Source organism: Rhizobium sp. F40D2, assembly GCF_051810745.2.
GTDB lineage: Bacteria > Pseudomonadota > Alphaproteobacteria > Rhizobiales > Rhizobiaceae > Rhizobium.
The window spans coordinates 321,029-338,986 of sequence record NZ_CM131436.1 but is presented as its reverse complement, the minus strand read 5'-3'; the positions used below and the strand labels follow the sequence as shown (position 1 = coordinate 338,986).

20 protein-coding genes are annotated in these 17,958 nt (G+C 62.4%); 13 read left to right on the top strand and 7 right to left on the bottom strand.

Features of this window, described 5'->3' with window-relative positions; translation table 11 throughout:
* The first annotated feature begins 111 nt into the window (after positions 1–111).
* The 7 genes from ACS4RS_RS01695 (at position 112) to ACS4RS_RS01665 (ending at position 4,532) form a co-directional block, all read left to right on the top strand.
* A complete protein-coding gene (locus tag ACS4RS_RS01695) occupies positions 112–1,032 on the top strand; it encodes an alpha/beta fold hydrolase (RefSeq protein ID WP_439008990.1) in 921 nt (306 codons plus the stop codon).
* Positions 1,033–1,184: 152 nt separating this feature from the next.
* Entirely contained in the window at positions 1,185–1,991 is an 807-nt protein-coding gene (locus ACS4RS_RS01690; RefSeq protein ID WP_439008991.1) for a L,D-transpeptidase family protein, read from the top strand.
* A 174-nt stretch (positions 1,992–2,165) separates the two neighbouring features.
* Positions 2,166–2,900 carry a L,D-transpeptidase family protein gene (locus tag ACS4RS_RS01685; RefSeq protein WP_439008992.1) on the top strand — a complete coding sequence of 245 codons (735 nt, stop codon included), beginning with the start codon at positions 2,166–2,168 and terminating at the stop codon, positions 2,898–2,900.
* 270 nt (positions 2,901–3,170) lie between these two features.
* Positions 3,171–3,380: a cold-shock protein gene (locus tag ACS4RS_RS01680; protein WP_003546468.1), complete on the top strand. Its 210-nt coding sequence runs from the start codon at positions 3,171–3,173 to the stop codon at positions 3,378–3,380.
* A 211-nt stretch (positions 3,381–3,591) separates the two neighbouring features.
* Entirely contained in the window at positions 3,592–3,876 is a 285-nt protein-coding gene (locus ACS4RS_RS01675; protein WP_439008993.1) for a cold-shock protein, read from the top strand.
* Between the two features lie 56 nt (positions 3,877–3,932).
* Positions 3,933–4,169, top strand: coding sequence for a 30S ribosomal protein S21 (gene rpsU, locus ACS4RS_RS01670; protein WP_003569533.1), 237 nt, complete (start codon positions 3,933–3,935; stop codon positions 4,167–4,169).
* 129 nt (positions 4,170–4,298) lie between these two features.
* Positions 4,299–4,532, top strand: a complete 234-nt coding sequence (locus tag ACS4RS_RS01665; protein WP_003580252.1) for a hypothetical protein — start codon at positions 4,299–4,301, stop codon at positions 4,530–4,532.
* Positions 4,533–4,574: 42 nt separating this feature from the next.
* On the opposite strand, the gene ACS4RS_RS01660 is transcribed toward ACS4RS_RS01665, so the two are convergent.
* Positions 4,575–5,063, bottom strand: a complete 489-nt coding sequence (locus tag ACS4RS_RS01660; RefSeq protein ID WP_439011773.1) for a transcriptional regulator, SarA/Rot family — start codon at positions 5,061–5,063, stop codon at positions 4,575–4,577.
* A gap of 125 nt (positions 5,064–5,188) precedes the next feature.
* Here ACS4RS_RS01660 and ACS4RS_RS01655 point away from each other — a divergent pair, with 125 nt between their 5' ends.
* Positions 5,189–5,611, top strand: a complete 423-nt coding sequence (locus tag ACS4RS_RS01655; protein WP_439008994.1) for an organic hydroperoxide resistance protein — start codon at positions 5,189–5,191, stop codon at positions 5,609–5,611.
* Between the two features lie 275 nt (positions 5,612–5,886).
* On the opposite strand, the gene ACS4RS_RS01650 is transcribed toward ACS4RS_RS01655, so the two are convergent.
* Positions 5,887–6,408 carry a MarR family transcriptional regulator gene (locus ACS4RS_RS01650; protein WP_439008995.1) on the bottom strand — a complete coding sequence of 174 codons (522 nt, stop codon included), beginning with the start codon at positions 6,406–6,408 and terminating at the stop codon, positions 5,887–5,889.
* Between the two features lie 84 nt (positions 6,409–6,492).
* On the opposite strand from ACS4RS_RS01650, the gene ACS4RS_RS01645 reads away from it, so the two are divergent.
* From ACS4RS_RS01645 to ACS4RS_RS01635, 3 genes are all read left to right on the top strand, one after another.
* Positions 6,493–7,221, top strand: coding sequence for a DUF899 family protein (locus ACS4RS_RS01645; RefSeq protein WP_439008996.1), 729 nt, complete (start codon positions 6,493–6,495; stop codon positions 7,219–7,221).
* 143 nt (positions 7,222–7,364) lie between these two features.
* Positions 7,365–7,832: a DUF1579 domain-containing protein gene (locus tag ACS4RS_RS01640; RefSeq protein ID WP_041671343.1), complete on the top strand. Its 468-nt coding sequence runs from the start codon at positions 7,365–7,367 to the stop codon at positions 7,830–7,832.
* A gap of 52 nt (positions 7,833–7,884) precedes the next feature.
* Positions 7,885–8,664, top strand: coding sequence for a VOC family protein (locus ACS4RS_RS01635; protein WP_439008997.1), 780 nt, complete (start codon positions 7,885–7,887; stop codon positions 8,662–8,664).
* 124 nt (positions 8,665–8,788) lie between these two features.
* Here ACS4RS_RS01635 and ACS4RS_RS01630 read toward each other — a convergent pair whose 3' ends face one another.
* The 3 genes from ACS4RS_RS01630 to ACS4RS_RS01620 all read right to left on the bottom strand — a co-directional run bounded on the left by ACS4RS_RS01630 (position 8,789) and on the right by ACS4RS_RS01620 (position 14,193).
* Positions 8,789–10,309, bottom strand: a complete 1,521-nt coding sequence (locus tag ACS4RS_RS01630; RefSeq protein ID WP_439008998.1) for an ATP-binding cassette domain-containing protein — start codon at positions 10,307–10,309, stop codon at positions 8,789–8,791.
* 399 nt (positions 10,310–10,708) lie between these two features.
* Positions 10,709–12,304, bottom strand: coding sequence for an ATP-binding cassette domain-containing protein (locus tag ACS4RS_RS01625; protein WP_439008999.1), 1,596 nt, complete (start codon positions 12,302–12,304; stop codon positions 10,709–10,711).
* Between the two features lie 320 nt (positions 12,305–12,624).
* A complete protein-coding gene (locus ACS4RS_RS01620) occupies positions 12,625–14,193 on the bottom strand; it encodes a helicase HerA-like domain-containing protein (RefSeq protein ID WP_439009000.1) in 1,569 nt (522 codons plus the stop codon).
* A 197-nt stretch (positions 14,194–14,390) separates the two neighbouring features.
* Here ACS4RS_RS01620 and ACS4RS_RS01615 point away from each other — a divergent pair, with 197 nt between their 5' ends.
* The gene (locus ACS4RS_RS01615; RefSeq protein WP_439009001.1) at positions 14,391–14,783 is read left to right on the top strand and encodes a hypothetical protein; all 393 of its coding nucleotides are present in this window, start codon (positions 14,391–14,393) and stop codon (positions 14,781–14,783) included.
* A 149-nt stretch (positions 14,784–14,932) separates the two neighbouring features.
* Positions 14,933–15,253, top strand: a complete 321-nt coding sequence (locus tag ACS4RS_RS01610; protein ID WP_439009002.1) for a hypothetical protein — start codon at positions 14,933–14,935, stop codon at positions 15,251–15,253.
* A gap of 18 nt (positions 15,254–15,271) precedes the next feature.
* Here the strand turns inward: ACS4RS_RS01610 and zwf are convergent, their stop codons facing one another.
* Together zwf and tam are read right to left on the bottom strand one after the other, a co-directional pair.
* On the bottom strand, positions 15,272–16,789 hold the full coding sequence (gene zwf / locus ACS4RS_RS01605) for a glucose-6-phosphate dehydrogenase (protein ID WP_449313849.1): 1,518 nt from the start codon (positions 16,787–16,789) through the stop codon (positions 15,272–15,274).
* Between the two features lie 341 nt (positions 16,790–17,130).
* On the bottom strand, positions 17,131–17,901 hold the full coding sequence (gene tam, locus ACS4RS_RS01600) for a trans-aconitate 2-methyltransferase (protein ID WP_439009003.1): 771 nt from the start codon (positions 17,899–17,901) through the stop codon (positions 17,131–17,133).
* Positions 17,902–17,958 lie beyond the last annotated feature (57 nt).

The following is a 17,958-nucleotide window of genomic DNA, read 5'->3' as shown; positions in this document are numbered from 1 at the left end:
TCTCCTGTGCAACAATGCCGCAGTCCCAAAATTTCAACAGGATGTGTATTGGCGGCAACGATCTTCCGGTGCAAATCTTGTGTGCCGGGGAAGTGATTTGGGTGCTGCGTTATGAGCTCGCATGAACGAAATGCCTTTTTCCGCCAACGCCGTGCCTTGCTGACGGGACTTGCCGGCGCGCTCCTCCTGCCGCAAGTGGCGGCGGCGTTCGAGGTTCCTGACGAACCGCGGCTTGCCAAGCATGACTATGCCAAGGTCCGCCACCAATTCCGTACCAAGCTTTTGCAGAAGGGCCCGGCGCCCGACAAATACGAACCGCTGAGCGCGCCTGCCGACGCCGACAAGATCTTTTACCGCTCCGGCTACGGCGAACTCGAACTGGCCGCCTGGGTCTCGAAGTACAAGCGCGAGCGCGCCGCCAAGCCCGCCGTGCTCTTCCTCCACGGCGGCAATGCCATGGGCATCGGCCATTGGCAGTTGATGAAACCCTATATCGAGGCCGGCTATGTCGTGATGATGCCGTCGCTGCGTGGCGAAAACGGCCAGATGGGCAATTTCTCCGGCTTCTATGACGAGGTCGACGACGTTCTTGCCGCCACCGAGCGGCTGGCGCATCTGCCGGGCGTCGATCCAGAGCGGCTGTTCATCGCCGGCCACAGCATCGGCGGCACGCTGACCATGCTGACGGCGATGAGCACCCACAAATTCCGGGCTGCCGCACCGATATCGGGCAATCCCGACGCCTTCCGCTTCTTCAAGCGCTATCCCCAGGATATCCGCTTCGACGACAGCAATGCGCATGAATTCGAGGTGCGTTCGGCGCTGTGTTATGCCCATAGCTTCAAATGTCCGGTCCGTGTCGTCCACGGCACGGAGGAACCGCATTTCAACGACCGCGCCGGTCTGCTCGCCCGCCGGGCCCGCGCCGCCGGCACCCATATCGAGACCGAAACCGTCGCCGGCAACCACACCTCGGCGCTGCCGGCCGAGATCGAACAGAGCATACGCTTCTTCCACGGGGTGGCGGCCTGATTTTTTGCCGATCCGTGAACCCGCCGCCGACGGCAGGTTCACGTTTCCCGATTTTAGGTTTTTCCGCCCCCAACGCCAGCCTCGCGCCAGCCGCGGATGCCATCGTCGCGGTAGATATCGCTGTCTCGCCGATCGTTGATAAGGGTGGTTCCATGAATTTTCTGCGCCGGGTCGTCCCGATTGCCGGGCTCGTCATCGCAGCCGGGTCGGTGAGCGGCTGCAACATCCTCATTCCCGATGTCGCCGCCGATTCGCCCGCCCGTTTCGTCCAGGAGACATCGCCGGTCTTCTATCAGCCGCCTGGTGTCGATCCGCGCCGGGTGCGGCCGATTCCCGATCAGCCGGTGCCGCAGACCCGCGAACTCTACAAGACCCAGTTCCATCAGACCTACGGCCTGCCGCTCAACAATCCGGTGCATATGTCAATGTATGGCGCGGTGCGGGACGAGGATTTCACCCTGCCGGCGATCCCGGTCAACCGCGTACAGCCGCAGTTTTTGCGCCAGGAAGTCGATTATCAGACGACCGAGCGGCCCGGCACGGTAATCGTCGATACCAAGGCGCATTTCCTCTATTTCGTCGAGGCTAACGGCAAGGCGATGCGCTACGGCGTCGGCCTCGGCCGCGATGGTTACGCCTGGTCCGGCCGCGGCGTCATTCAGTGGAAGCAGAAATGGCCGCGCTGGACGCCGCCGGTCGAGATGGTCTCGCGCCAGCCCGAGGTTCGCGCCTTTTCGGCCGAAAACGGCGGCATGAATCCGGGGCTCCAGAACCCGCTCGGCGCCCGCGCCATGTATATCTTCAAGGACGGCCAGGATACGCTCTATCGCATCCACGGCACACCCGACTGGCAGTCGATTGGCAAGGCCACTTCATCCGGCTGCGTGCGCATGCTGAACCAGGACGTCGTCGATCTCTATGACCGCCTTCCTGCCAAGGCGGAGATCGTTGTGATGTAGCGCTGCAACAGCGCCGCTGATATCGTCTGCTCAAGGCCGGACACGTCTGCGTGAAGCTATGGTTTATTTGGCGCAAGCCGATAGATCTTCTGATGTTGTTCTCGGCATCGGACGAATCGCCGCTCAGGCGAGGTCTCGTCCGGCTCCCGCATCAGAGGAAATCAGTTCCGCGTCATGAGCTTCGATAGACATCTTTCCCGCCGCAGCTTTCTTTCCTTTTCGGCATTGACCGCAGCCTCCGCGCTCACCGGCTGCGCCTCTTCGGCCAATACGGTCACATCGGGCGATACGACGATCATCTACCGTTCGCCCATGCGCCTGTTCCAGTCGCCTGGGGCGTCGAGCGTGCCGAGTGGGGCCGAGCTTGCCGTCATGTACGGGCCCGTCGAGGATGGCGGCTTTCTTATTCCCGCCGTTCCTTATGAGCAGATCGACCCGCGCTATTATCGCCAGCGCGTCGTCGATCCCACCGGCCAGCCACCCGGCACCATCGTCGTCGATACGCCGTCGCGCTTCCTCTATCTCGTCCAGGGTGACGGCATGGCGATGCGCTACGGCGTCGGCATCGGCCGCGAGGGTTTCGCCTGGCAGGGCTCGGGCGTCATCCAGTGGCGTCAGAGATGGCCGCGCTGGAAGCCGCCGAACGAGATGGTCGCCCGCCAGCCGGAACTGGTCAAATATTCGATCGAGAACGGCGGCATGGAGCCGGGCCTGAAGAACCCGCTCGGCGCCCGCGCGCTCTATATCTTCTCCAACGGCGAAGACACGCTCTACCGCCTGCACGGCAATCCCGATTGGCGCTCGATCGGCAAGGCCGTCTCCTCGGGCTGCGTCAGGTTGATGAACCAGGATATCATCGATCTCTACGACCGCGTGCCGACAAAGGCGCCGATCGTCGTCTGGCAGTGATGTCAGCGGGGCGGCCGCGATCCGGTCGCCCGATCTTGCCCGGGCTAAGCGGCGGTTCAGTGGGTAAAACTTGCCGTTTCCGACGCCCGGAAAAGTTTTATTTTCAAAAAACCATTGCTTAATTCGGTAAATAACCTACATGGTGCGTATCGAATTGCTTGCGACCTTTGTCCACGCGCTGAAGCGCTCCGTCAGATATCCTCTCAACATCGATACGGCTTGTCGGACATTCTTCCGCAGGCGAACACAACGGTTGAAAAGGAGATCGTTATGAATTCAGGCGTCGTCAAGTGGTTCAATGGCACCAAGGGTTTTGGCTTCATTCAGCCCGATGATGGTTCTACGGATGTTTTTGTCCACATTTCAGCGGTCGAACGCGCCGGCATGCGCGAACTCGTTGAAGGCCAGAAGATCCGCTACGATCTCGTCCGCGACAAGAAGTCGGGCAAGAATTCGGCCGACAACCTTCAGGCCGCATGATTTGTCATTCGCCTATGCTGTCCAGATGCAGGCAGCGCGCTGACCACGGATGTACTGGCAGCGAGCTGACCGACTGGCAGAGAAATGGCTGAGTGACTGGAAGAGGTCGGGTGCCAACCCGGCCTTTTTGCTTTGATCGCCGGTATATCCGAATTGGCCGCGGTTATCCTGATTGACCGGTGAGCAGCCGAAGAGTTGAAGGGACGCTGGAATGGGCAGACCAGACTATCAAATCGGCGATATGATCGTGCTGAAATCGGGCCTCACCCGTACGGCGAAGGCCGATAAGCGCTGCCGGATCGCCAGCATCCTGCCCAACGACCACGGGCATGTGCAATATCGCGTCCGGTTCGACGCGGAGAATTTCGAGCGTCGCATCACCGAGGCCGACATCGATACCGGCGAATCGCCCTCCAGGGCTTCCCCCGAGGAAGCGGCCAAGTCTGATGGCGCCGAGCCTTGGCTGAAGTTTTCGAGCATCCGGACGGGCAAGTAGTCCCGCCGTTTTTACCATCACAGCGCGGCCCGGCCGCCGACAGGAAGGATATCGTTTTGCAGGTTCTCGTCAGGGATAACAACGTCGATCAGGCGCTCCGCGTGCTCAAGAAGAAGATGCAGCGGGAAGGCCTGTTCCGGGAAATGAAGGCGCGCAGCGCTTTCGAAAAGCCGTCCGAGAAGCGCGCCCGCGAAAAGGCCGAAGCCATTCGCCGCCAGCGCAAGCTTGCCCGCAAGAAGCTGCAGCGCGAAGGCCTGCTGCCGGCGCCGAAGAAGGTACTCCGCGCCCGATAATCCCCGGCCGCGGCATCGCGGCCAACCGCGGACTCGCGGCCCGGTCAACCGTGGAGACACGGCTCGGCCGCGGAATCACGGCTTTTAGCCATGGCCTAAAGCCTCCGTCATCACCTGAGAAAGGGGCACATGACCGCCACCAAGGGAGAATTCTTCAATCCCGCCAAGCTTTCGTCTCGCGACAAGGCGGAAGCGACCGATCACACGGCGCGCGCCATCATCGCGGCCGAGGCTTCGGCCCGTGACAAGAAGACGGAAAAGCTGAAGGCCCTGCGTCTGCAGCAGGAGGCCGAGGCAGCACCTGAAGCGGCGCCTGCAAAGAAACGCCGGTCGCCGGCCAAGGCGGCTGTGAAGCGGCCCTGATCCTCAGGCCCACACCGTTTTAGGCTAATCGGGCGGATGTGGTCAGCCGCCGTTTGTGCCGGCCCGGCCAAGATTGCCGCGCAGCCGATGAAGCATGTCGCGCATGTCAGCCATTTCCTTAAGCGTGCAGCCTGCCGCTTGGCCGATCGCCGTCATGATCGTATCGATTTCCCCTTTCATCGCCTGACCTTTCGCGGTCAGCGACACGATCACCTGGCGCTCGTCGCGCAGGTCGCGCAGCCGCTTGATCAACCCGCTTTGCTCCAGCCGTTTCAACAGCGGCGACAGCGTGCCGGAATCGAGGTCGAGTTGTTCGCCGATCGTCTTCACCGGCAGCTCGCCGCGTTCCCACAGCACCAGCATCACCAGATATTGCGGATAGGTCAGGCCCACCCTGTCGAGGATCGGCTTGTAGGCGCGAGTGAAAGCATGCGCCGTTGCGTAGACCGCAAAGCACAGCTGCTTTTCCAGCCGTTTCTCCTCCTGCGGTATCTCCATCGTTTTTATCGTCTGCGCTTTCATATCCATCATCCTTAAGGCCGTGATTGTCTTCTTTTCCATATCGAAATGCAATTTGCAAAATTCACTTGCGTACAATTTAATTGTGCGATAATTAAAATCCAACCCGATCGAAGGGCCAACCAAAGGAGATCGTCATGCCTATTCTCTATACGACCAAAGCCTCTGCCACCGGCGGCCGCGCCGGCCGCGCCGTTTCCGAAAACGGCGTTCTGGACGTGACGCTGACCGTTCCGAAGGAACTGGGCGGCGACGGAGCAACCGGCACCAATCCCGAGCAGCTCTTCGCCGCCGGCTACTCCGCCTGCTTCCTCGGTGCCTTGAAATTTGTCGCGGGCCAGCAGAAGGTCAAGATTCCGGAAGACACGACGGTTTCCGCCAAGGTCGGCATCGGCCCGCGCGAAGATGGCACAGGCTTCGGCATCGACGTGGCACTGACGGTCAGCATCCCCGGTCTCGACCGCGAAACTGCTGAAAAGCTCGCCGCCGCAGCCCATATCGTCTGCCCCTATAGCCACGCCATGCGCACCTCGACCGAAGTTCCGGTCACGGTCGCCTGATTGGCACGCTATCGGTGAAAATACGGGCGACGGCTTCCGACTTAGGTTGGAGGCCGTCGCTTTTCTTGCTGCTGACACGAACGTCGTGCTCGTCATATGGGTCCTCGGGTCAAGCCTGAGGACGACGGAGCAAGGGGCGACCTTTCGCCTCTAGCCAAGCGTACCCCTCAATCTCCGTCGTGCTCGGGCTTGACCCGAGCACCCACGCCCGGCCACTGTGGTTGCATGGCGGAACGACGCGATTTCTTGAGAACCCAAGGCGAGCTCTGCCCGCTCTAACCGGCCATTGCCCGCCCACTATGACGCGGTCGGCGCGCCGACCTGGCCGGTTTCGGCGTTTCGCCCATAATCCCTGATACCGCCTGCAGATCCTGCCGCAGCCGTGCGGGGCCGCCCTCCGGCAGCGCGTCGTCGAGGGCTGCATGCGTGCTTTTCCAGATCGGCAGCGCCTTTGCCAGCGCCGCCCTGCCGTCGGGCGTGAGACCAAGCAGCCGGCCGCGCCGGTCTTTCGGATTTTCCATCACCGTCACCCAACCCTTGCGCTGCAGCGGCTTCAGCGCCGCCGTCAGCGTCGTCTGGTCCATGGCAAGCAGCGCGGCGACCGGTCCCATCGGCGGTGGTTCCGGCCGATTCAGCGACATCATCAGCGAAAACTGCCCGTTAGTCAGCCCGGCCGGCCGCAGCGCATCGTCGAACAGCCGGGCCAGCGCCCGTGCCGCCCGCTGCACATGCAGGCAAAGGCAGGTGTCGCGCACCAGCAGCGTCGTGGAAAAGGGAATCTCGATCGAATTTGACATGCTCTATTTCTATTGATATCAATGTATTTAGTCAAGGAGAAGGAGAGGTCGGCTCGCCGGCAGCGCCGGAGGAGGGCGCATCCCATGCAGAATGAGGTTGTGTCCCGCGAGCAATGGATCGAAGCCCGCCGTGCCCTGCTGCTGAAGGAAAAGGAAGCGACGAAGCTGCGCGACAGCATCAACGCCGAGCGGCTGGCGCTGCCCTGGGTGAAGGTCGACAAGAATTACGTCTTCGACACGCCCGAGGGAAAGAAGTCGCTGGCCGATCTCTTCGATGGCCGCAGCCAGCTTTTGATCTACCATTTCATGCTCGGCCCGGATTGGGAGGCCGGTTGCCCCGGCTGCTCCTTCCTGTCCGATCACGTCGACGGCGCCCTGCCGCATCTGAACCACCACGACGTCACCTGGGTCGCCGTCTCGCGCGCGCCCCTCGACAAGATCGCCGCCTATAAAAGCCGCATGGGCTGGAAATTCCCCTGGGTTTCGTCCTTCGGCAGCGACTTCAATTTCGATTATCATGTCTCTTTCAGCCCCGAAGATCTTGCCAAAGACAAGGTCTTTTACAATTTCACGCCACTGCAGCCGGCTGACGCCAATGACGAACTGCCGGGTCTGAGCGCTTTCTACCGCAACGACAAGGGCGAGGTCTTTCACACCTACTCGAGTTACGCCCGCGGGCCGGAGGAACTGATCGGCACCCTGATGATCCTCGATCGCGCCCCGAAAGGCCGCAACGAGGAGGGCACGATGAATTTCGTGCGCCGTCATGACGAATATGAGGAGGCCCCCAAGGCGCCATCCTGCTGTCACTGAGCCAAAGCATGATGCCGGAGACGGTCAGCGGTTTTCGGCATCATGCCCTGGCTGGCCAGCGCAAATTCGAGCAGACGTCACCAGGCGACTTCCTAGGAATTGCGCCGATAAAGGCATTAGCCAACATCACGCAAGGGAGAAGGATGATGAAGACCGCAGAAGTGCTGAAGGAACATTCCTTCCTGGAAAGACTGGTGGGCGACTGGACCGTCACCGCACCCGAAATGTCCGGCGGCGAGCCCTGGACGGAGACCGTCCGCTCGCTGCACGGCATCTGGTTCGTCGCCGAAGGCACCGGCCGCATGCCGGATGGCAAGCAGGCCACCAGCATCCTGACGCTCGGCTACAACGCCGCAAAGGCCAAGTATGTCGGCAGCTGGATCGGCAGCATGATGGACTTCATGTGGGTCTATGAGGGCGAGCTCGATGCTTCGGGCAATGTGCTGGACCTCTATACGACCGGGCCCGACTTCAACGGCGAAGGTCTTGCCGATTACCGCGAGCAGATCACCTTCGTCGACGCCGATCACCGCACCTTCATCTCCAGCGCCAGGCAGCCGGATGGCGCCTGGAAGCAATTCATGGAAGCGCATTACGCCCGGCAGATCTGACAATCACGGCGCTCAAACCTTGGAAAAGGGGCGCCTCTAAAGGGAGAGTACGATGTCTGAGACGCATGGAAAGTTCATCTGGTGCGAGTTGATGACCCCCGACACATCGGCTGCCGCGAAATTCTACAGCTCGGTCGTCGGCTGGACCACCTCCGAGATGAAGGTGGAGGGCATGCCGACCTATACGATCTTCGAGGCGAACGGCATCGGCGTCGCCGGCCTGATGGAATTTCCGGCCGAACTCGAGGGGAAGGGCATTCCGCCGAACTGGACGGGTTATGTCGATGTCGACGACGTCGATCAATCGGCCAAGGATTTCGTCGCCAATGGCGGATCGGTCCGCCGTCCGCCGGACGATATCCCGGGTATCGGCCGCTTCGCCGTCGTCGCCGATCCGCATGGCGCAGTGCTCTGCATTATGACGCCGGCGCCGATGGACAAAACCTGGCCGGAACTGGCCCCCGATGCTCCTGGCAATATCGGCTGGCACGAACTCTATGCCGGCAACGGCAAAGACGCTGTAGCCTTCTATTCCAAGCTGTTCGGCTGGTCCAAGGACAGCGAAATGGACATGGGCCCGATGGGCGTCTACTACCTCTTCGCCCGTAATGGCAAGCAGATCGGCGGCATGATGACCAAGCCGGAAAACATCCCGATGCCGTTCTGGAGCTATTATTTCATCGTGCCGGCGCTTGATGCCGCGATCGAACGCGTCAACTCCGGCGGCGGCAAGGTCGTCCACGGCCCAATGGAAGTCCCCGGCGGCAGCTGGATCATCCAGGCCATGGACCCGCAAGGCGCCTTTTTCTGCCTGGTGGCTCCGAAACGGTAGGTTTGGGCTGCTTTTGGCGTCGTGCCGTCGGCCTTCTCATCCGCCCTGACGGGCACCTTCTCCGCTGGGAAAAGGTGCCCGAAGAGTCGGATGAGGTGGCTACACGGCACACCCTCACCATCCATCATCCCGCAACCGAAGCAAAAAACCCTTCCGGGCTCTCCACCTCCACCAGCTTCTTCTTCTCGATCAGCCAGAACCGGTTTCCCACCGCCCGCACGAAACTGCGGTCGTGCGAGACCAGCAGGCAGCTCGCCTCCTGCGTCATCAGCTCGCTCTCCAGCGCTTCCTGTCCCTCGATGTCGAGATGGTTGGTCGGCTCGTCGAGCAGGTAAAAATTCGGCTCGGTCAGCCTGAGCACCAGCATGCCGAGCCGCGCCTTCTGGCCGCCGGAAAGCTGGCCGATCGGTTTTGCCTGCATGTCGATCGTCATGCCGGCCCCAGCAAGCAGGGCCCGCGCCCGCTGATCGCCGACATCGAAACGGCGGATGATCGTGCCGATCGGCGTATCCTTGTCGGCAAGGTCGGCAAGCGCCTGGTCGCCATAGCCGAGGACGACCGACGGCGTCGCCTTGAGGCCATCTTGTCCCGCCTCCAGTCTTTCGATTGCCTGCTTCAGCATCAAGACCAGTCGCGACTTGCCGGCGCCGTTGAGGCCGAGAAGCACGATCCGGTCGCCCTGGCAGATGAACTGCCGGCCGGTCTTGAACAGCAGCGTGCCATCCGGCGTCGTCACCGCCGCATCCTCCAGCGTCACCAGCACCTTGGCATGGGTGCCGCGATTGGAAAGCCGGATGGCGCCGGCCGAGCGCTCGAGATGCGCCGGTTTTGCCGCATCCTCGAGCTTCTCAGCCCGCTGCTTCAACTGCTTCGTCTTGACGACGAGCAGGTCGCTGCCGGAATTGATGCCGATATTGTTGAGCTTCGCCGCCTGCTTGCGCAATTGCTCCGCCGTCTTGATGTCGCGCTCGTAGCGCCGGGCTTCCGAGGCGTCAGCCTCGTCGAGGGCGGCGCGCGCCCGGCTATAGGGCAGGGCGAAGACCGGCGATTGCTCCGGCCGCAGGAACAGTGTCCGGTTGGTCGTCGCATCGAGAAAGGCGCGGTCATGGCTGGAGAGGATGACCGGCACGTCGCGGGGCAGCGCGTTCAGCCAGCCCTCCAGCTGGGCGATCTTTTCGAGGTCGAGATGGTTGGTCGGCTCATCGAGCAACAGCACGTCGGGTTCGCTGACCCAGGTGCGGGCAAGCATGGCGAGCCGCTGCCATCCGCCGCTCAATTGCTTGAGCGGCCGGGAGCGCATGACCTCCGGGACCTCCAGTGATTCCAGCACCACATCGACGCGCCAGCTCTCGCTTTCGGCCTGATCGGCGGGCGGCGCCTGCAGCACCGCGTCGTAGAATGGCGTGTCGAAAAGTGCCGTCGGCACGTTCTGCGCGACATGGCCGACGGTCAGCCCGCGCGCTTTGGTGATCTCGCCCTCGCTCGGCTCCAGCATGCCGGTGATGCAGGCAAGCAGCGTCGACTTTCCTCGCCCGTTGGCGGCGATGAGGCCGATGCGGTCGCCTGAATCGACCACAAGATTGAGTCTGGAAAACAGCGGATTGCCCAGCGTCACGCCGAGATTGCGGATATTGATGAGGGTCATGATCGTTCTCTGGTCTTGACCGGGGAGCGCGATCCGGGGCGTTCAGCCATCACGGAATTGCGCCTGTCGGCTCGGGAAATTGCGGAATGCACGCACGAAACTTGGGTTACGGCGCCGCATTGGCCACGAAGGGCAGACCAGGAAGAGATGTCGAGAAACGGTCTCTGGTCAGCCCTGCAAACGCATTTGCAGGGCGTTGACGGGACCACGCTGGCGATGATGCCGGAAATAATATTGCATAGCGTGATCCTCCTTTCTCGAACGGTTGCAAAATGGAAATAGCATTGCTCGTAGAATGAGGCAAGGGAGCCGCGAGGTGCTCGGTGCCCAAGAAGGCCTCACCCTGAAGGGGCGAAGCCGGTACGCTCGCGGCTGCCGGATGCAAGGAGCATCCCGAAATCACTCCGCCGGATCGCCGCCAGTCAGCTCCAACCGCCGCCTTATCCCGATGTTTTCGAGAAACGTCTCGTCATGGCTGACGACGATGAGCGCCCCGTCATAGGCGCTGAGGCCCGCCTCAACCGCGGATATCGAATCGATGTCGAGGTGGTTGGTCGGCTCGTCGAGGATCAGCAGCGGCGGCGGTGCGGCGCCGAGAACGCAGGCGAGGCCGGCGCGCAGCAATTGCCCGCCGCTGAGCGTCGAGACGGTCTGTAGCGCCGCATCGGCCCGGAACATGAAGCGGGCAAGGGCGGCCCGGCAGCTGTTTTCATCGGAAAACGGATTGATCCGGCGAAAATTATCGCGGATCGAGGCGGACGGATCGAGAAGGCTGACCTTCTGATCGAGCATCGCAAAGCCGGTCATCACGGCGACGGTGCCTTTCCAGGGCTTGAGGTCGCCGGTGATGAGCGAAAGCAGCGTCGTCTTGCCCGAGCCGTTGCGGCCGGTGACGGCAATGCGTTCCTGCCCCGTCACGTCGAAGGAGAGATTTTCGATGACGGGATCGCCCGGCCGATAGCCCACGGTGACGCCCTCCATTTTCAGCACGGTTTTGCCGGCAGAGAGCCCGGTCGGCGGCAGGCGCACCGACAAGGGCTGCAGGATCTCGATTTTTTCGCGCGCGGCCTTTGCCTCTTCCAGCGCCTGGGTGCGCCGGCGGTCGGCAAGGCGGGCATTGTCGCCACCCGTCGTTTCGCTGCGCTCCTTCATGCCGCCGAGCATGATGCGCGGGATGCCGCCCTTGGCGGCCATCTTCCGCCCGGCGCTATCCCTGTGCGCCTGGCGCTCCACCGTCGCCTGTGCCTTCCTGGCGACCTCGGCCATGCGCTTTTCGGCATCGCCGAGATCGTGCTCTGCCGCCGCAAGCTCCAGCGCCTTGCGCTGGCGATAATGGCTCCAATTGCCACCGTAGCGCGTCGCGCCGAGCGATGTCAGTTCGACGATCGCATCCATGCTTTCGAGCAATTCCCGGTCATGGCTGACGATGATCGCGCCGGCCCGCCAGCCCGATATCAGCGCGATCACCGCCTCGCGGCCGTCGCGGTCGAGATTGTTGGTGGGTTCGTCGAGCAGCAGAAAATCCGGCGCGGTGAAAACTAGCGCGGCAAGCCCGGCCCGGGTGCGCTGCCCGCCGGAAAGTTCGGCCAGCGGCGTTTCCGGCTGTGCGTCTAGCCCTGTTCGATTGAGCGCAGCTGCGATGCGCGCTTCCAGTGTCCAGTCGGCCGAGGCGAGCTCGTCGGCCGTCGCCTCGCCGGCTTCGGCGCGGTGGAGAATGGCAAGCATCCCGGCGACGCCGAAGAGATCTGCAATAGTTTCGTGAGATGCCACCTGCACATTCTGACGCAGGATGCCGAGGCTGCCGCCGACCGATATCGTTCCCAACTGCGGCTTGGCGTCACCGGAAACAAGCTTCAGCAGCGTCGTCTTGCCGACGCCGTTGCGCCCGACCAGGCCGATACGCTCCGCGCCGAAGCTTAAATCGAAATCGGAAAAAAGCGGCCGCCCGTCAGGCGTGGCCCATGAAATTTTGGAGAGAGTGATGGATGCAGGCATGGATATGGATTTCCCCGTTGGCAAGGCGAACTGGCATTGCGATCGGGTTGAAATCCATTGCGGCACGCATCCTGTTGAAATGGTCGATGGCAGGTAATTTAGGGGATGAAGGCTTGCGGTTCAAGCCGGGGAACGATCTTGCCTCCTTCCAGAGGAAGAGCAGCTGCCCCTCACCCTAACCCTCTCCCCGTATAAAACGGGGCGAGGGGACGTGCCCTGCTAGAGGCAAGGGGGACGGAGAGGTCGCGGCACATCCCCTTCTCCCCGCATGCGGGAAGAAGGTGCCGGCCGGCGGATGAGGGGCGTGCCCCTAGAAACGCCTACCGCTTCAAGCTCCCCAAGATCCCGCGCACCAGCGCCCGGCCGACTTGGGTCGCCACCGTGCGGGCGACGCTCTTCATCGCCGCTTCCACCACCGTCTCGCGCTGGTAGCCGGACGACCGGCCGCGCGATTGGCCGCGGCCCTGCTGGTTGTCGTCATTGCTGCCGCCGAAGCCCGGCAGGCTCCAGCCGGAGGTGGTGCTGCCTTGCTGCTGCTGTGCCGCTTCTTCCTGCGCCCGCTTGGCGGCATCGGCATCGGCTGCCTTCTTGGCGCGCGCCGCCAGCAGTTCGAAGGCGGATTCGCGGTCGATGTCCTCGTCATAGACGCCGAGAACCGGGCTTCTGTCCATGATCTGCTGGCGCTCGCCATCTGTCAGCGGGCCGACGCGGCCGGATGGCGGGCGGATCAGCGTGCGCTCGACGATCGACGGCGCGCCCTTGGCTTCGAGCGTCGAGACCAGCGCCTCGCCGGTGCCGAGATTGGTGATGACGGTGGCGCAATCGAAGGCCGGGTTCGGGCGGAAGGTATCGGCCGCCGTCCTCACCGCCTTCTGCTCGCGTGGCGAATAGGCGCGCAACGCGTGCTGGGCGCGGTTGCCGAGCTGGGCGAGCACCGTTTCCGGCACATCGAGCGGGTTCTGCGTGACGAAATAGACGCCGACACCCTTGGAGCGGATCAGCCGCACCACCTGCTCGACGCGTTCGGTCAGCACCTTCGGCGCGTCGTTGAAGAGCAGATGTGCCTCGTCGAAGAAGAAGACCAGCTTCGGCTTGTCCGGGTCGCCGACCTCGGGCAGTTCCTCGAACAGCTCCGACAGCAGCCAGAGCAGGAAGGTGGCATAAAGGCGGGGGTTCATCATCAGCTTGTCGGCGGCAAGCACGGAGATCTGGCCGTAGCCGTTATTGCTGGTGCGCATGATGTCGGAAATCTTCAGCGCCGGCTCGCCGAAGAAATGTTCCGCACCCTGCTGTTCGAGAACGAGCAGCGCCCGCTGGATCGAGCCGACCGAGGCTTTGGAGATCAGCCCGTACTGATTGGAGAGCTCGCTGGCGTTCTCGCCCATATAATTCAGCAGCGAGGTGAAATCCTTGAGGTCGAGCAGCGGCAGCCCAGCCTGGTCGGCGATCTTGAAGGCGATGTTGATGACGCCCTCCTGCGGTTCGGAGGCATCCATCAGCCGGGCGAGCAACAGCGGCCCCATCTCGGCGACGGTGGTGCGCACCCGATGACCCTTCTGACCGAACAGATCCCAGAAAATCACCGGGAACTGGTCGAATTCATAGTCGGTGAAGCCGATCTGCTCGGCCCGCTTGGTGAGAAAATCCTTGGCCTCGCCCTTGGCGGCGATGCCGGAAAGATCACCCTTGATGTCGGCGGCAAAGACCGGGACACCGGCCCGGGAGAAGCCTTCGGCCAGCACCTGCAGCGTCACCGTCTTGCCGGTGCCGGTGGCGCCGGTGACGAGGCCGTGGCGGTTGCCGAATTTCAGGTCGAGATATTCCGGCTTATTGATGCTATCGTCGGGATTGCGGCTCGCACCGATGAAAATCTTGCCATCCTCGATCATCCGCAATTCTCCCTTCGGCGCTGCCGCTCTTTGTCGGAAGACGGGCTTGCGCCGCCTTCATCGAACCATCGTTTCTCTGTTATAAGCAGGCAGGCAGATGCGGACAACTGTTTGCATCGAAAGCAAAACCGGACATTGAGTTGCGCTCGCATTTCGATTAACGCTGACGTTAACGTCAATAAAACAGGAGGCTGACGATGACTGAAATTGTAACCCAGATCGCCGATCGCGTGGGTATTTCTCCGGAGCAGGCCGAAAAGGCGCTCGGCATGATGCTCGGCTTCCTGCAGCGCGAGGCCGCCGACGGTCCGGTCGCCCGGATGATCGAGGCGATCCCCGGCGGCGCCGATCTTGTCGCCCAGTTCAACGGCGCAAGCGCTGGCGGCAGCGGTCTGCTCGGTGGGCTGATGAACTCGCTGGGCGGCGGCGGCATCATGGGCCTCGGCCAGCAGTTGATGGGCGAGGGCCTCGGCATGGGAGAGATCACCTCGCTGGCCAAGGAAACCATCGCGATCGCCAAGCAATATGCCGGCGAAGAGGTCGTCGACGAAGTCGTGGCTTCCGTCCCTGGCCTAAGCCAGTTCGTCTGAACGACAGCAGAACAGAAAGACCCCTGCGGCGTCGCCGCAGGGCTCTATGCCACTCGCCAAACTTTGATCGTCTGCGCCCGTTCGATAAGGAACAAGCAAGCCGGATTGCTGTTTCTATCAGCATCGCTGAAATCAGAAGGAATAGCATCATGCGCAGGTTTATTGCAGCAGCCTCGATCGCTCTCCTCAGCCTCTCTACCCCGGTCCTCGCCCAGTCGAATATGGGCATGGATGCCAGCGGCCGGTTCGACGGCACGCCGCCGCTCGGCACCGCGCCGGGCAAGGAGCCCGAAAGCGGGCTGGTCATCCCGCTCGACTCGATCGAAACCGGCAGCGTCGACAACGGCGTCCCGAGCGGCCGCGTCGACTGGGCGCGCTGCCCACCGCGCAAGGCCCGCGGCGCCCTCGCCACCGAAGGCGGCAACAGCGGCGCTTCCGCCAGCCCGGCTTGCCGCGATCGCGGAAACTGACAGGACTAGGGAAGGGCGCTATTTGGCCTCTTTCTTGTCGTGCTGCAGGAGTACGCCGAGTTCATGCCAGCGCCGCCCATCGCGCTCGATGAGTTCGTCGCCTGAGGCCGGTCCCATACTGCCCGGCGCATAAGCGTCGGGCACGCTCTCGTCCTTGCCCCAGATATCGAGGAAGGGCTGCACAGCCGCCCAGCCGGCCTCGATGCCGTCGGCGCGCTGGAACAGCGTCTGGTCGCCGATAAAGAGATCGTAAAGCAGGGACTCATAACCTGTGGTCTTGCCGATATCGAACTTGTCGGCATAGCGGAAGTCGAGAGAGACCGGCGTGGTATCGACCGACAGACCCGGCGACTTGATCGAGATTTCCATGCTCATGCCTTCGTCCGGCTGCACCTGGATCACCAGCCGGTTCGGCGGCAGGCGGCGATTGACCTCGGTCTCGCGGAACTGGGCGAAGGGCACCGGCTGGAAGGTGATGACGATCTCGGTGTCGCGTGCCGTCAGCGCTTTGCCGGTTCTGAGGTAGAAGGGCACGCCCGCCCAGCGCCAGGTATCGGCATAGAGCTTCAGCGCCACATAGGTCTCGGTCCGGCTGTCGGGCGAAACGTCCTTGCTGTCGCGGTAGGCCGGAAGATCGGCACCGTTGAGCGGGCCGGCGGTATAGGCGCCGCGCACGCCATGCGTCTTCGCCTCCTCGGGCGTATAGATGCGCAGCGCCTTCAGCACCTTGCTCTTCTCGTTGCGGATCGCCTCGGCATCGAAGCTGTTTGGCGGCTCCATGGCGATCATCGCCAAAAGCTGGAAGAGGTGGTTCGGCACCATGTCGCGCAGCGCGCCTGTCGCGTCGTAGAACTTGCCGCGGCTGCCGACATCGACGATCTCGGCGGCGGTGATCTGCACATGGTCGATGTAACGGCTGTTCCACAAAGACTCGATGATCATATTGGCAAAACGCGCCGTCATCAGGTTCTGCACCGTCTCCTTGCCGAGGAAATGGTCGAGCCGGTAGACTTGGCCTTCTTCGATCTGCGCGAGGATCTGCGCGTTTAGCGCCCGCGCCGAGGCGAGGTCGGTGCCGAACGGCTTTTCGATGGCAACGCGGCGGAAGGTGCCATCCTTTTCATCGGTCAGGCCATGAGCGGCGAGCTTTTCGACGATCGATCCGAAGAAGGACGGCGGCACGGCAAGATAGAAGGCCGCACTGGCATCCGGCCCCAGTCGCTTGCCGATTTCGAGGAAAATATCGTCTTTGGTGAAATCCCCCGCCATATAGGAAATCCGCCGGCGCAGGCTCTCCCAGGCATCGTCCTTTTGCGTCTGCTCCTCGCCGCTCAGATGCTTTAGGAATTCGTCGAGCCGCTTGCGCAGGAATTCGTCGTCGCCCGGCTCGATGCCGATGCCGAGAATGTGGAGATCCTCGCCGACGAGGCCGCCGCGCGTCAGGTTGATGATCGCCGGCACCAGCAGCCGGCGTGTCAGGTCTCCCGTGGCGCCGAAGATGACGAGGGTGACCGGCGGGGTAGGGGTAGCGTCCATGATGTCATCTCCGAGTTTTTCCGGCCGACTATAATGCGCGCCGCTTTGGCCGCAACATATGAGGGCGGGGGATAACAGGCATTTGACATTATCTGGCGCGTGCTGGGGCGCGCAGCTCCTCAATCCGGCTGTCCAAGACCCCTCCCCAACCCCTCCCCACAAGGGGGAGGGACTAAACTGTGGTGTCGGGCAGTGACCAAAAGGAGAGGTCTTGCAGGCTGTTACCCTTCAACGGATTATTACGATTGAGGATTACGTGAACCGGTGCGGCATCTTAGCCCCTCCCCTTGTGGGGAGGGGTTGGGCTTCGTCCGAGTTGGAAAGCACTGATCAGCGTCCGACTACCCCTTTACCGCCACCATAAAAATCCGCGGAAACCGCAGCAGCACCCGGCCGTCCGACATCTTCGGATAGGCCTTTTCCACCCGGCCGAGATAATCCGCCAGAAATGCCTCGCGATACTGCTCGCCGGCCCGGGCGAGATAGGGCATCAGCCCGGTTCCCTTCACCCATTCGACGATCGCCGCCGCATCCGCCATTGGGTGATTATAGATGGTGTGCCAGATATCGACGCGCGAGGCCTTGGCGATCAGCCTGGAGTAGTAGGCGGGCGGCGCAGGCAGCCCCTTGCGGCGCACGCTCTTCTCTTCGAAGGCGGCATTCCAAGGCCCGGCATGCGCGCTCTCCTCCATCAAGAGATGGGTGGGTTCGCCGAGATTGTCGGGCATCTGCACCGCCAGCACACCGCCGGGGGAAAGCCCGTCCATCAGCCGGTCGAAAATATCGAGATGATTGGGCAGCCATTGGAAGACGGCATTGGCAAAGAGCAGGTCGGCGGTTTCAGCCGGCTGCCAGCTGGCGAGATCGGCCTCGACGAAGGCCGTGCCGGGAAGCCGCTTGCGCGCCGCTTCCAGCATGTTCATGTCGCTGTCGAGGCCCGAGACGCCTGCCGCCCCATAACGCTCGATGATCAGCTCGGTCGAGTTGCCCGGCCCGCAGCCGAGGTCGACGGCACTGCGGATGCTTTGCAGCGGCACTTGCGCCAAAAGGTCGCGTGCCGGTCGTGTGCGTTCGTCCTCGAATTTCACATACTGGCTGGCAGACCATGCCATGGCGTTCACTCCTGTTTCGAAATCATTCCTGTGCTGGATGCGGATCGTGTCGATGTT